This window comes from Stenotrophomonas sp. Steno-Z1, assembly GCF_056393175.1.
The window spans coordinates 703,740-718,228 of sequence record NZ_JBWJPB010000002.1 but is presented as its reverse complement, the minus strand read 5'-3'; the positions used below and the strand labels follow the sequence as shown (position 1 = coordinate 718,228).

The following is a 14,489-nucleotide window of genomic DNA, read 5'->3' as shown; positions in this document are numbered from 1 at the left end:
CGCGGTTTGTCGCGAACGGCACGATCCCGATTTACACCCTGCGCACTGGTGCAGAAGGTTTTTCAGCGAACCTCGTCACGTCTCGATGCGCGCGGCGGCACTATTTTTGCGCGGCGTCACGCTACACGAGGTCCTGGCGACGCCCCGCGCTTTTTTCTCCACGCCTGACGACTAGCGTCCGCCCCACTCGACCCGGCCACCCCGGCCGGACGCACTGGAGGCGAAGACATGCAACACCCGTTCCGCACGTGCAGGATCCAACCGCGCAAGACCACCCTGTCCCTCCTGCTGATGGCCATGTTGACCCCGCTGCCCGCGCTGGCCCAGAGCACGGTCGGCGACGTCCTCGGGCACGTCCCGGATGCCGCCGGCGGCAATGTCCAGATCCGCAGCGTGGAGGCCGGCACCTCGCGCGAAACCCGCATCACCGCCGACGGCAGGTTCCGTCTGCCGGCCTTGCCTACCGGCCAGTACGAAATCCGTGTCACCCGCGCCGATGGCAGTACCGACCAACGCCAGGTCACGGTGGTGGCCGGGCAGACCACCCAGGCCGATTTCGCCAAGGCCGCCACCCTGGACGCGGTGAACGTGCGTGCCAGCAACGTGGCCCCGATCGACCTCGGCAGCGTGGAGACCCGCACCACCTTCACCGCCGAACAGCTCAACACGCTGCCGGTGGCGCGTGATGTCACCAGCATCTCGCTGCTCACCCCGGGTACGGTGGCCAGCAGCAGCTTCTTCGGGCCGGCCTCGTTCGGCGGTGCGTCGGCGGCGGAGAACAGTTACTACATCAACGGCTTCAACGTCACCAACCTGTTCGACAGCCTGTCCTTCGCCGAGGTGCCGTTCCAGGCCATCGACCAGCTGGACGTGCAGACCGGTGGCTACGGCGCGCGGTACGGGTTCTCCACCGGCGGAGTCACCAGCGTCAACGTCAAGCGCGGCACCAACACGTGGAAAGGCGGGGCCAGCTGGACCACCACGCCGGATGCGCTGCGCGAGAACGCGCCCGACACGCTGCGCACCGATGGCAGCATCCTGCGTTCGTACGACAAGAACCGCCAGTCCGGCGATGTGTTCAGCGCCTGGGCCGGCGGCCCGTTGATCGAGGACACGCTGTTCGTGTTCGCGCTGGGCAGCATGACGCGATCGGACAACACCGCCTTCGGCGGACGTTCGGCCAGCAACCCGCGCAATACGCGCGATCCGGACACGCCCGTGCCGCCCACATCGTTGGCGACGTCCGCGCAGGACTACCGCTCGCGCGATCCCTATTGGCTGCTGAAACTCGACTGGTACCTCAACGACCGCAATCACCTGGAATACACCGGTTTCGACAACCGCCGCCGCTACCAGTACGACTATTACGACGCCGACTACGCCAACGACCAGCCCGGCGCGGCCGTGGACAAGCGCGACTACCGAGGGCGCCTGGAAGGCCGCTCGGGCGGCAACACCAACGTGTTCAAGTGGACCAGCCAGCTCAGCGACGACGTCACCGCCAGCCTGCAGCACGGGCGCATGCGCAACACCAATGGCCAGTACACGATCAGTCCGGATGGACAGCGTGGCGACTACGATGGCGACATCAATGCCGCCGATGGCGACTGCCCATACGTGGTCGACCGCATGCTGGGCAAGCAGGTCGGCTGCGCCGTCAACAGCCAGTTGGGCCTGCGCGCCGGCAGCAACGAGCGCAGCAACACCCAGGCCGACCTGGTCTGGCAGGTGGGCAACCACCAGCTGGGCGGCGGCTACAGCAAGGAAGACTGGACCTCGGTGCAGGGCACGGCCTATTCCAGCGGCGCGTACTGGAACCTCTACGCCAACTATGCTCAGCGCATCAACTTCCGTACCGGTGGCCGCATCGGCGTCAAGCAGGCGTCGTGGTACCTGGAAGACCACTGGCAGGTCAACGACCGGCTGATGCTGTACGCCGGGCTGCGCAACGACTCGTTCGACAACCGCAACGGCAGCGGCGCGACGTTCGTCAAGCAGGACAACATCTGGCAGCCGCGGCTGGGCCTTTCGTGGGATCCCACCGGCGACGGCGACAGCAAGCTGTACGCATCGCTTGGCCGCTACTCGCTGCCCATCGCCGCCAACGTGGCCCTGCGCGCGGCCACCGGGTCGTACTACACGATGGATTACTACACCTACGACGGCTACGACCCGGTCACCGGCAAACCCAACATCACCGGTTCGTATCGCAACGGCAGCGCCGACAGCGTGGTCAACGGCGCCGACGGCAGCACGCCCGATCCGCGCGCGGTCGCCTCCCGTGGATTGAAGCCTTACACGCAGGACGAAGCGATCCTCGGCTATCAGCGGCTGCTGCGATCGAGCAACGACTGGGTCGATGGCTGGACCCTGGGCGCCAAGCTCACCGTGCGCCGGATCAACCAGGTGATCGACGACACCTGCGATTCGCGCTCGCTGTACAACGCGGCCAAGGCCGCCGGCTACGACGTCTCGCACTGGGACAGCGAATGGGAAGTGCCGGGCGGTCTCCCCGGCTGCTGGATCTTCAATCCCGGCAGCGACCTGACCCTGGACATCGACGTGGATGGCGACGGCACGCCGGACACCATCACCGTTCCCGGCAGTGAACTGGGCCCCAAGGCCAAGCGCAGCTACCGTTCGCTGAGCCTGTCGGCGGAGAAGCGTACCGAGCGCTGGTATGCCAGCGTCAACTACACCTGGGCCAAGCTGTATGGCAACTACGAAGGCCTGGTGAAGAGCACCAACGGCCAGGACGACACCGGCACCACCTCGGACTTCGACTTCAAGGAACTGTCCTACGGCGCCGATGGCTATCTGTTCAACGACCGTCGCCACAGCTTCAAGCTGTACGGCAGTTACCAGCTGAGCCCGCAGTGGCAGGTGGGCGCGAATCTGCTGGTGCAGTCGGGCACGCCGATCAGCTGCCTCGGCGGCGGTAACGGTACGTTCGATACCGATTTCGGCTACCGCGGTGTGTTCCATACCTGCAATGTCGGCGAGGACGATCTTTCCAGGGTGGGCAGCAGTGGGCGTACGCCGTGGACGATGTCGGTCAACCCGAACGTGGTGTACTCGCCGGCGGCGCTGCCGGGACTGAGCGTGCAGTTGTCGGTGATCAACCTGTTCAACTCGATCAAGCCGGTGCAGGTGTATGAGACGCGCTACGACGTCAATTCAGCCGGGACGGTGACCGACTACTTCAACTACGGGAAGGCCCGCTACAACACCACGCCACGGTATGCGCGGCTGCAGGTGCAGTACGACTGGTGAGAGCGGCGGTATCCCACAGAAAGGACGCTCCCTCTCGCTATGGGGGAGCGTCCTGTTGCAAGGGCCGTGGCAGATGACGCAGCGCGATATGCGTGTGGCTGGGCAGCCTGGCCGCCGTGTTGATCGGTGCTGTCTCCGCTTTGGCGTTCCGCGCGCGTGAGGGCCCCGTAGCGGCTTGCGGTACGCAGGGGGGAAGCCAGGCTTTGGGGGCAGTCGGTGGGTTGGGCGCTGGGCCCCCATGCCCTTGGAGGCGAAATAAAGGAGGAGGCCGCGCAGCGGCCGGGGGACATTCGCCGGAAAGGGCATGGGGGCCCAGCGCCCGGCCCACCGACAGCCGCGTCCGAAAGGGTGTACCGCGCGTTTCGTGCCTGCGCCCGCGACGGAAGAAAACAAAAAAATGCCGCCTGCAAAGGCGGCATTTTTGCTCCGGCACATGGCCCGAGCCTCGACAACGCCAGATGTTACTGACGCAGCGGAATCACGCGGATCTCCACGCGGCGGTTCTGCGCGCGGCCGGCGTCGGTGCTGTTGTCGGCGATCGGATACGCCTTGCCGGCGCCCAGGGTTTCGATACGTGCGCTCTGCACGCCCTGTGCGGTCAGGTAGGCGGCGACCGAGTCGGCGCGTTCCTTGGACAGGCGGTTGTTCACCGCATCGCTGCCGATGCTGTCGGTGTGGCCGACCACCTCGATCATGGTCTGGTTGTACTCGGCCAGCGTGCTGGCCACGCCGTTGAGCGAACCGTAGAACTGCGGCTTGAGCGTGGACTTGCCGAAATCGAAGGTGATCCCGTCCGGCAGGTTCAGGGTGAGGTTGTCGCCATCGCGGGACACATCGATACCCGTGTTGGCGGTACGTTCGCGCAGCGCGCGTTCCTGGCGGTCCTGGTACTGGCCGATCGCCGCGCCGCTGAGCGCGCCGATGCCGGCACCGATCATCGCGTGCTGGCGACGCTCGGTGGCACTGTTGCCGCTCAGCAGGCCGGCGGCCACGCCCACGGCAGTACCGATCAGCGCATTGCGGCCGGTCTTGTTCTGCTGCTGGGTCGGATTGCCATACGGGTCGGACTGCACGTACGAGCCGCCGGTGGCGCAGGCCGTCAAGGCAGCGGCGGTCATCAGGGCCAGGGCCACGTTACGGGGTGCGGATCGGATCATGGTGTTCTCCTTGGTTACCGGACTACCGGCTTGCGAGCGCCCAGAGGATAAACAGCCGGACGCGATGCCGACATGACGACCCGCGCGGCCATCTTCCCCGCGTTCAGGTTGCTGAGCGGTGCGTACAGGCGCGGCGTCACGCTCCGCCGGTTCGACGGTACGCCGCCAGCGCCGCGTCACGCCCCGCCGCCAGGTCCACCAGTGGCAGCGTGGGATACCCCGGCGCGTGCTCGGCCAACAGGTGCGGGTGCTGCCACGGCGCAAAGCGCGCCTTCAGCGGCAGGGCCGCCAGCTCGGGTACCCAGCGGGTGATGTAACGCGCCTGCGGATCGAACTTCTCCGATTGGGTCACCGGATTGAAGATACGGAAGTACGGCGCGGCATCGGCGCCGGTGCCGGCCACCCACTGCCAGCCCATCGTGTTGTTGGCCAGGTCGGCATCCACCAGCGTGTCCCAGAACCAGCGCGCGCCTTCGCGCCAATGCTGGCGCAGGTGCTTGCACAGGAAGCTGGCCACCAGCATGCGTACCCGGTTGTGCATGTAGCCGGTGGCCCACAGCTCGCGCATGCCCGCATCGATGATCGGGATGCCAGTGCGGCCCTGCTGCCATGCCTGCAGCTGCGCCGGGTTGGGCGCGGCCCAGGTGAACCCGTCGAACCGTGGGTTGAGGTTGTGGTCGGTGGTCTGCGGGAAATGATGCAGCAGGTGGTAGGAGAACTCCCGCCAGCCCAGTTCGCGGATGTAGCCGTCGATGTCGGCATCGCGGCTGGCACTGCGCTCGCCCTGCAGCCGCTGCACGATCTGCCACGGTGCGATCTCACCGAAATGCAGGTGCGGGGACAGCAGCGAGGTGCCCACCCGGTCGGGCAGGTCGCGCTGCTGCCGATAGCCGTTGAGCGCGCCGTCGATGAATACCGTCAACGCCTCCTGCGCGCCGGCCTCGCCCGGCTGCCAGTGCGTCCAGAATTCGGCATCCCACGGCAACGTTGCCGCCAGGCCGAGCGTATCGAGCGCCTCGCCCTGCAATGGATGGGCCGGCAGCGACGCCGGCGCGCGGACCGGCGCGGGCAGCTGCAGGCGGGTCAGTGCGTTGCGCCAGTACGGGGTGAACACCTTGTACGGGCCGCCCTGCAGGGTGGTGATCTCCCATGGCTCCAGCATCAGGCTGCCGTTGTGGCTCTGCGCCTCGATGCCCTGCTCGCGCAGGTCGCGCTTGATCTGCGCATCGCGCGGCTGGGTAGCCGGTTCGTACTTGCGGTTCCAATACACCGCTACCGCACCGGACGCTGCGATCAACCGCTCAAGCTCGGCCTGGCTGTCGCCGCGACACAGCACCAGCGACGAACCACGCGCACGCAAGTCTGCATCGAGCGCGGCCAGCGACCGGTTCAGCCAGGCATTGGACGCGCCACCGGGCGCCCAATCGCCTTCCTCATGCGGCGCATGGATGTAGACCGGCACCGGCACGTGGCCGGCGTCCAGCGCAGCCTGCAACGCCGGGTTGTCCTGCAGACGAAGATCACGGCGGAACCACACCAGCGCTAGCGACACGACGACCGTCCAATGAAAGGAAACAGGGCGCATGATAGCCAGCACGCGTGAAAGACGGTGCCGGGCGCGGCGGCGCCCCTACGGTTGTGCCTTGCCGGCGCGATGGCTAGTCTTCGCCTCCTTCCCTGCAACGACATCGGCCATGCACACACTGCACGCCTCCTTTGCCCGCTTCGGCCCGCTGCATGCGCAGTCGGCAGACCTGTGGCGTGGCGAGATACCACTGCCCACCACGCTGGCGGCGTTCTACGCGCAGATCGGCCCGTGGGGCGAGACCGTGCATGCCAACGTGGGACCGGTCGGCATCGACATCCCGGGCGTCAACGTCTGTTTCCCGCCCCTGCATCGGCTGTGGTCCCTGCAGGCCGGCTATCGGTGGCAAGGCACCCGCGGTGAGCGCCTGGCCGATTGGCCCGACGCCTGGCTGGTGATCGCCGAGCAGAATGCCGACCCCTTCATCTTCGAGCGCAACACCGGCCAGGTCCTGTTTGCCTTCCATGGCGCGGGCCGCTGGGAGGCTTCGGTGCTGACGCAGGACCTGGCGACGTTCCTCGCCGCCCTCGCCGCCATCGGCACGGTGTACCTGGATGCCGGGGACGACCTGGAGGACGACGATGGCGAGCTGCGCCCGGCACACCGGGACGCGGCGCTGGGCGCGCTGGCCACGGTACTGGGCGATGAGGCCGCGGCCGACCGCTTCTTCGAGACGCTGGAGTGGTGAATGCGCCGCGCCGCGTCTTCGCGTGGACGCCATGCGCCCTGCACCCACCCTGCACGCCGCACCCGCCAAGGTGGTGCCCTGCCCCGCCCCAGCCGGCTGTTGCCAAGGCGTAAGCATGGTTCCATCCGCCGGCCCCTGCCCTGCCCCAAGGATGCCGTTGCCATGGCCGTGTTCGCACCCGCTGTTGTCTATTCGCCCGAGATTGAACATCGCGAGGCCGACGAGGAGGAGACCATCGCCGAGCTGGCGACGGTGTTCACCGGCATGGCCCGCACCGTGGCCGAGCATGAAGGCCATGCGCATCGCGCGGTGCACGCCAAGGGCCACGCGCTGCTGAACGGCCGCTTCCGGGTGCTCGATGGGCTCCCGGCCGAGCTCGCACACGGGCTGTTCGCCACCGCCGGCAGCTACGAGGCGCTGGTGCGCCTGTCCTCACCGCCCGCCGAGCAACTGCCCGACAACGTGTCCACGCCGCGCGCCATGGCGGTGAAAATCCTGGGCGCGGACGGGCCGCGCGTCGATGGCGGCGACGAGCTGCACAGCCAGGACTTCCTGATGGTCAACGGGCCCGCGTTCAGCACGCCGGGCGCGCACGGGTTCCTGCGCTCGGCAAAACTGCTGGCCGCGACCACCGAGCGCATGCCGCGGACCAAGCAGGCGCTGTCGGCCACCTTGCGCGGCGCCGAAGCGGCGCTGGAAGCGGTGGGCGGGCAAAGCGCCACCTTGAAGGCATTGGGTGGCGAACCCCGGCATCACCCGCTGGGCGAGACCTACTTCACCCAGGTGCCGTTCCTGTACGGGCCGTACATGGCCAAGTTCTCCTGGGTACCGGTATCGCCGGCGCTGCTGGCGCTGACCGGCGCGCCGCTGCCGTCCGGCGCGGACGCCCAGCGCGAGGCCGTCGCCGCGTTCTTCGCGGACCTGCCGGCGCCGGTGGAATGGGAGCTGCGCGTGCAGTTGTGCCGCGACCTGGAGAAGATGCCGATCGAAGATGCGTCGGTGGCCTGGCCTGAGGCGATCAGCCCGTTCGTCGCGGTGGGCCGCCTGCAGGTCGGCGCGCAGCCGTCCTGGAACGCAGCAGCGGCGGCACGCGAAGACGCCCTCGCGTTTGCGCCCTGGCATGCGCTCGCCGCGCATCGCCCGCTGGGCAGCCTGAACCGCGCGCGCCGCGTGGTGATGGCGGCATCGCGCCAGTTCCGGTCGCAGTTCAATCGCTGCCCACTGCACGAGCCCGGTACGGCGCAGGGCTGAGCGAGGCCTGCGCGCCAGCCACGCGCCTGGTCCGGCGGCGCCGTGTACCGGCGCGCCGATTCCAACGGATTGCGGGTCCGGCTAGGCCAGCGTGGGCGTCGTCATCGTCTCCACCCGCTGCAGCACACCGTCGCGGTCCTGCAGCTGCCCTTGTCCCAGCAACACCTGCAGCTGCGCATGGATCCGCTCGCGCAGCATCTGGCTGCTGCCCTGGAAGCCCAACATGCGGGCCACCGGGGTGGCCACCTCGTCGGCGCGCGCCCCATGCGCCTCGCCGATCAGCGCCAGCAACGCCTGCCGCAGCTCCTGCGGCGGCAGCAGTTCCACCTTGCGCAGCGTGCGCGATGCGGCCGACGACCGGTTGCGAACCACGATGGGCTGGCCGGGCACCATGTAACAGCTCTCCTCGCACGCCAGCGCACCCTCCCGCCCCGCGTGGCGCAGGGCGGCCTGCACCGCCGACTGGATCCGTGCGCCTGCCCGCTGCAGCTGCCACAAGTCGCGCACCCGGGCGATGATTTCCTCCTCATGGATGGGGCCTTCGACCGCCACGATCTTGCCTACCGTCGTGGCCATGCTGCCCAACGGCACCTCGTGCGGCGCCAGACCGGCGTCGCCCGGTGTGAAGTCAGCTTGCACGTAGGCAGGGCCATCGCCGATCGCGGGCGGATCCTGGGCGTCTTCCGCCGCCAGCCGCGCCAGCACGGTGGGCGATGCCGCCGGCACGGCCTGTGCAGCCGCTGCGGCGCCGGCCGCCAGTCGCGCACGTGCCGCGTCCACCGCATCCAGCAACCGCTGCAGTTCCGCGTCAGGCCGCTGGAACCAGTCGGTGCTCCATATGCGATGGATGGCCCAGCCGTGCGCCTCCAGAATCTCCTGGCGCAACCGGTCGCGGTCACGCGCCGACGGCGCGGCGTGGTAGGTGGCGCCATCGCACTCGATACCGAGCAGGTAACGGCCGGGCGCGCTTGGATCGACCACGGCCAGATCGATGAAGAAGCCCGCCACGCCCACCTGGTTGTCCACCTGCAGACCGCGCTGGGCCAACGCATCCTGCACGGCCTCCTCGAACGGAGATTCGGCGGCACGGCCAGCCAGCCGAGGCACCCCCAGGTCGCCGTGCTCGGCGTACTTGAGGAAGGTCTTCAATGCGATCACGCCCAGCCGCGAGCGTTCGTCCACGCGGATGTCGTCGGCGGTGATGCTGGAGAACACTTCGCAGCGCTGGCGTGCCCGCGTGATCAACACGTTGAGGCGGCGATGCCCGCCGTCGGCATTGAGCGGGCCGAAGTTCTGGTACAGCTTGTCATCGCCCTTGGCACGACCGTAGCCGATGGAAATCAGGATCACATCGCGTTCGTCGCCCTGGATGTTCTCCAGGTTCTTGACGAAGAACGGCTCGTGCGGATGCCGTGCGATGTACTGCTCCAGTTCCGGATGCTGGCGGCGAGCCAGCTCCAGTTCGTCGCTGATCGCCTGGCGCTGGCGCACCGACATCGCCCCTACGCCGAGCGTCAGGTGCGGGCTGTGCCGCGCATGCTCGACCACGGCCTCGGCGATGGCGACCGCCTCGACCACGTTCTTGTAGCTGTTGCCACGATCGAACCGGCCGTGTGCCAGGTGGTGGAAGCGCAGGCCGGAGTGGGTGCGCTGCCGATCCGGGCTGGGCACGATGAACAGCTTGCCTTCGTAGAATTCCTTGTTGGATACCGCGATCAGCGATTCGTGGCGGCTGCGGTAGTGCCACTGCAGCATGCGTTGCGGCAGCCCCTTGGCCGCACACAGCGAAAGCACGCTTTCCAGATCGTTGGCCTGCGCACCCGCCTCGTCCGGGTCGACGTCTTCCCCGCCGGACAGGCGGGCGAAGAAAGCCGTCGGCGGCAACTGCTTGTCGTCGCCCACCACCACGATCTGGCGGCAACGCGCGATGGCTCCCAGCGCATCCACCGGCTCCACCTGGCTGGCTTCGTCGATGACCAGCAGGTCGAATTCGATGGCGCCGGGTTCCAGGAACTGGGCCACCGACAACGGACTCATCATGAACACCGGTTTGATGGCCTGGATCGGAGACGCGCACAGCCGGAACAGCCGCCGCAGCGCCATGTGGTTGCGCTTGCGGGCGATCTCGCCACGCAGCGTGCCCAGGGCACCGACGCCGCCGGCGTTGCCCCGCGGAAGCCCGGCATGGTGGGCCTGGGCGGCTTCGATCTGGGCGAGGGCCAGGCGCTGGCGATCCCAGTGGCGGAACTCGGCGACCAGCGTTTCATGTCGCCGGCCATCGAACGCGGCCAGCTCGGGGTAGGCCTGGGTGGCCAGCGTCAACATCTGCAGGTGGAAGGCGCAGCGGAACATCGCCACGGCGGCCTCCACGCCCTGGCCGGTGTCGGCGGCGAGCGCCATCGGCCCCTGGAGTCCGGCAGCGGTGCAACGGCGGGCAATGTCGGCGTAAGCCAGCCACGCCATCAATCCCTCCACGTCGTGTGCCCAGGCCGTGGTCTTCTGCTGCAGCAGCGCCAGGGGCACCTGCTCCAGCGCGGGGCTGCCGAATGCCTCGCCCACCTCGATCTGCAGCGCCTGTACCACCGTCTCGAACGCGCTGCGCAGCTGCGTGCCCGCCGCCCTCGCCTGCCCGGCGGACGCCGCAAGCGCGGGGGCGTTGTCGAGCCCTGCCGCCAACGCGCGCACATCCATCCCGCCGACCGGCTCGGCGTGCTGCACCCAGGCCAGGATCGCGTCTGCGGCGTCCCAGTCGGTTCGCTCGCCCTGCCACACCGCCCCGAATGCAGCGCGCGCGGTGGCGTCGATCGCCGCCAGCGCCTGGCGGGCCTTGCGCGCGGCGATCAGGTCGTCCAGCAGCGCCAGCCGCGCCGCCAGGGGCTTGGGCAACGGCTCCTTGCTGACACTGCGCAACTGGCTGATCGCCTGCCGATACGGCCCGTTGAGGAACCGCAGCAGGCGCCCGCCATGCGCAGCCACCAGCAGGCGCTGTGGCAGCCAGTCGCTCATCCAGGCCACATCGGCCAGCGCCGGCGCGCGTTGCGCAACGATGGTCGCCAGCGCCCGCCCCTGCTGCAGGCCCTCGCGCAGCGACGCCAGGCCCGCCGTCCAGACCCCGGAGGAAATCGTGCCGCGATCAAACGGCGGCGCGCTGGCCAGGGTATCGGCCACCTGGCACTGCTGTGCCAGCACGGTCAGGTTGCCGGCCGGGGCCACGCCGAGCCCGGCCGCGAGCGCAGCGGCGGCGGCGCTGGCCTGCGCCACGGCAGCGGCCAGTGGCGCGCTCCGGGCGACCAGGTCTTCGGCCTCGGTGCGCATCACCGGCGGGTGGCCGATGCCACGCCACGGGTGCGTGTCCGGGTTGCCGATCCCTGGCAGGTGGCCGCACAGCTCGCCGAGCAGCGCGGCGCGGCGGTCCAGTTCGAGCGCAGACCACTCACCGGCGGCCTCCAGCCGGTACGGCGGACGCCCCGTGTGCGGCAACCAGCGCGCCAACATGCCGAGGATGCGGAAGGGGGTCAGCCCGGCGCTGCCCACCGGCAGGTGCATGCGCTGCGCATGGGCGTTGAGCTGGCCGCGCACCTCCTCCAGTTGGCGTACGCCCGCGGCCACGTCGGCCGCCTCCGGCTGGCCCAGTTGCAGCGTCCGGCCCAGTTCCTCGAGCACCGCGCGCTTGTTGGCCTTGTTGCTGTGCAACTCCAGGCACAGCGGCCCCAGGCCCACGTTCTCCAGGCGCCGTTTCACCACGTCCAGCGCGGCCATCTTCTCCGAGACGAACAGCACCGTGCGCCCATCGCCCACCGCCGTGGCGATCAGGTTGGCGATGGTCTGCGACTTGCCGGTGCCCGGGGGGCCCTGGATGACCAGATCCTGCCCGCGTCGAACGGTCTCGATGGCCAGGGCCTGCGAACTGTCGCAGTCCATGACGTGCTTGAGTTCGGCGGCGGGGATGAGCGCGTCGAGGAAGCCCGCGCCAGTGCTGGGCAGGCCGATGTCATCCTCTGCGAAGCCGTCGCCGAGCAGGCCCGCGACCAGCCGGTTGCGGTCGATCTCCTTTCCTTCCGGCCATTTGTCCGGGTCCAGGTCGAGGAACATCAGCAGCTTGGAGAATGAGAAGAAGCCAAGCTGCAGCGCGTTGTCGAGCACGCTCCAGCCGGGTTGGGCGGCGATGCACTCCCGCACGGCGGCCAGGTAGGCGGCGATGTCGAATTCGTCGGTGTCCGGGAACGGCGGCAGTACGATGCCGAAATCGGCGCGCAGCTTCTCGCGCAGCGACAGGTTTTCCTGCGGCTCCTCATCGGCCCAGCGCAGCACGAAGCGCTCGCGGGCGCTGCGGCGCTCCAGCACCACCGGCAGCAGCACCAGCGGGGCACGGCGCTCATCATCCGCGGCGGCAGTGGGTTCGCGGAACTGCAACTGCCCCATGGCCAGGTACAACACGTTCACGCCCTGCTCTTCGAGCATGGTGCGGTACTCGTAGTACATCTCCAGCAGGCGCTTCTGCAGGTGCTCCGAGCTCAGCCGGGTCTGCAGGCGTGCGTCGAGGTGATGCTCGGCCAGCACGCCGGGCTCGCCCTCACCCGGCTGCGGCAGGGGCGGCGCATCCGGGGCCGGTTCCACCGCACCATCGGGCAGCGGCTCTTCGGCATCCTCCGCGCGCACCGCAGCGAAGGTCATGCCCTTCTTCTCGAGCAGGGTCTGCAGGGTCGGCACGCATCGCTCGTCGTGGATGACGATGCTGCGGCTGGACGGCTTGCGCGGCAGGTTCAGCAGTCGATTGCGGTAGGTCAGGTCGAGCAGAACCCGGCGCTGCGCCTGCAGCGTGTCCCTGGTACTCATCGCGATTGCTCCGTTGCTCATCCCGGCCATGATGCCATGCACCGCACCGGTGGACGCAGGCAACGGCGCCCTGCCGGCGCTGCTGCCTTGGCGCCGCGTCGATGCCGACGGCTGCACGTTCCGCTGCGCTTCGCATTTCCCCTGTTGACCTCAACCACGCTTCAGGTCCGATGATGACGGCTCCCCCCGATGGAGTTGTCTTCGATGCCCTACACCCTCCCCGCCCTGCCCTACGCCTACGACGCGCTGGAGCCGCACTTCGATGCGCTGACCATGGAAATCCACCACGCGCGGCACCACCAAACCTACGTCAACAACCTCAATGCCGCGCTGGCCGACGCGGGCATCGAGGCGCTGCCGATCGAGACGCTGATCGCCGATATCGCCGCACTCCCGGAAGGCGTGCGCACGGCCGTGCGCAACAATGGCGGCGGGCATGCCAACCACAGCCTGTTCTGGACCGTGCTCAGTGCCCAGGGTGGCCAGCCGGAGGGCGCGCTGGCGGCCGCGATCGAGCGCGACCTCGGCGGCTACGACGCGTTCAAGACGGCCTTCACCAAGGCCGCGCAGAGCCGTTTCGGCAGTGGCTGGGCCTGGTTGAGCGTGGCCAGCGACGGCACCCTCGGCGTGGAGAGCAGCGCCAACCAGGACAGCCCGCTGATGGGCGCCTACGCCGGCCTGTCCGGCGGCACCCCGGTGCTGGGCCTGGACGTGTGGGAACACGCCTACTACCTGCATTACCAGAACCGCCGCCCCGACTACATCACCGCGTTCTTCGCGCTGATCGACTGGACCGAAGTGGCGCGCCGCTTCCAGGCCGCGGGCGGACGCTGATGGCGGCGGGCCCGGGGCGCGAGTCGGCACCGTTGGCCAGCGCGCCGGGCCTGGAGGCGACCGCGTTGCGCCACGTATTCGGCCAGTATCCGACCGGCGTGGCCATCGCCGCCGCCCGCGATGCGCAGGGGCAGGTGGTGGCGATGACGATCAACTCGTTCAGCACGCTGTCGCTGGACCCGCCGCTGGTCGCCTGGAGCATCGGCGCGCGCTCGGCCGACCTGGCTGCGTTCTGCGATGCCGGGCGCCTGGGCATCAGCCTGCTGTCCTCGGCACAGGAACCGCAGGCGCGTCGATTCGCCGATCCGCTGCTGCGCCGTGCACCGGCCAGCGCCGCCCTGCTCGACCTGGACAACGGCACGCCGCGCCTGCGCGATGCGGTGGGATGGCTCTGCTGCAGGGTGGAACGCAGCCTCGCCGTGGGCGACCACGTGATGCTGATCTGCCAGGTAGAGCGCTTCGCGGTGCAGCCCGGCGAGGCACTGGCCTACCACCGCAGTCGCTACACCCGCATCGATGGGCAGCGCGCATGGACGTGACCGCCCTGCAGCGCCTGCTGGACGGCGGCCGCGACACTGCCCTGCTTCGCCTCAGCCTGGGCAAGGCCCTGCTCGATGCCGGCGAGCCGGGCCAGGCGAGCCGACACCTGCAGCGCTGCGTCGAACTGGACCCCGCCTATTCGGCCGGTTGGAAACTGCTGGGCAAGGCGCGGTTGGCAGCGGGCGATCCTGCCACTGCGGCGCAGGCGTGGCGGCAGGGGATCGAGGTGGCACACACCAACGGCGACACGCAGGCCGAAAAGGAAATGCGCGTATTCCTGCGCCGCGCGATCAAGGCGATGCCGCCGGTGCCCTGAGCCCGGCGG

At 69.0% G+C, this 14,489-nt stretch carries 9 protein-coding genes; 6 read left to right on the top strand and 3 right to left on the bottom strand.

All coding sequences use genetic code 11. The features are described 5' to 3' along the window. The first annotated feature begins 228 nt into the window (after window positions 1–228). The gene (locus tag AC06FD_RS10075; RefSeq protein ID WP_478077671.1) at window positions 229–3,273 is read left to right on the top strand and encodes a TonB-dependent receptor; all 3,045 of its coding nucleotides are present in this window, start codon (window positions 229–231) and stop codon (window positions 3,271–3,273) included. A 461-nt stretch (window positions 3,274–3,734) separates the two neighbouring features. On the opposite strand, the gene AC06FD_RS10070 is transcribed toward AC06FD_RS10075, so the two are convergent. Further along, on the bottom strand, window positions 3,735–4,430 hold the full coding sequence (locus tag AC06FD_RS10070) for a YiaD family glycine zipper/OmpA-like lipoprotein (protein ID WP_259204862.1): 696 nt from the start codon (window positions 4,428–4,430) through the stop codon (window positions 3,735–3,737). Window positions 4,431–4,566: 136 nt separating this feature from the next. After that, window positions 4,567–5,982, bottom strand: a complete 1,416-nt coding sequence (locus AC06FD_RS10065; protein ID WP_478077670.1) for a cryptochrome/photolyase family protein — start codon at window positions 5,980–5,982, stop codon at window positions 4,567–4,569. Window positions 5,983–6,124: 142 nt separating this feature from the next. Here AC06FD_RS10065 and AC06FD_RS10060 point away from each other — a divergent pair, with 142 nt between their 5' ends. Beyond that, complete coding sequence (locus tag AC06FD_RS10060; RefSeq protein WP_478077669.1) at window positions 6,125–6,703, top strand: hypothetical protein; 579 nt, start codon at window positions 6,125–6,127, stop codon at window positions 6,701–6,703. 162 nt (window positions 6,704–6,865) lie between these two features. Further along, window positions 6,866–7,954: a catalase family protein gene (locus AC06FD_RS10055; RefSeq protein WP_478077668.1), complete on the top strand. Its 1,089-nt coding sequence runs from the start codon at window positions 6,866–6,868 to the stop codon at window positions 7,952–7,954. Between the two features lie 81 nt (window positions 7,955–8,035). Here AC06FD_RS10055 and AC06FD_RS10050 read toward each other — a convergent pair whose 3' ends face one another. After that, window positions 8,036–12,790 (bottom strand): DUF3320 domain-containing protein, encoded by a 4,755-nt coding sequence (locus AC06FD_RS10050; RefSeq protein WP_478077667.1) that lies wholly within the window; start codon window positions 12,788–12,790, stop codon window positions 8,036–8,038. A gap of 204 nt (window positions 12,791–12,994) precedes the next feature. On the opposite strand from AC06FD_RS10050, the gene AC06FD_RS10045 reads away from it, so the two are divergent. The 3 genes from AC06FD_RS10045 to AC06FD_RS10035 are packed head-to-tail and all read left to right on the top strand — an operon-like array spanning window position 12,995 to window position 14,480. Next, window positions 12,995–13,624: a superoxide dismutase gene (locus AC06FD_RS10045; protein ID WP_478077666.1), complete on the top strand. Its 630-nt coding sequence runs from the start codon at window positions 12,995–12,997 to the stop codon at window positions 13,622–13,624. Next, window positions 13,624–14,163, top strand: coding sequence for a flavin reductase family protein (locus AC06FD_RS10040; RefSeq protein WP_394164415.1), 540 nt, complete (start codon window positions 13,624–13,626; stop codon window positions 14,161–14,163). The genes AC06FD_RS10045 and AC06FD_RS10040 overlap by 1 nt, the downstream gene beginning before the upstream one ends. Continuing rightward, window positions 14,154–14,480 carry a tetratricopeptide repeat protein gene (locus AC06FD_RS10035; protein WP_478077665.1) on the top strand — a complete coding sequence of 109 codons (327 nt, stop codon included), beginning with the start codon at window positions 14,154–14,156 and terminating at the stop codon, window positions 14,478–14,480. The genes AC06FD_RS10040 and AC06FD_RS10035 overlap by 10 nt, the downstream gene beginning before the upstream one ends. Window positions 14,481–14,489 lie beyond the last annotated feature (9 nt).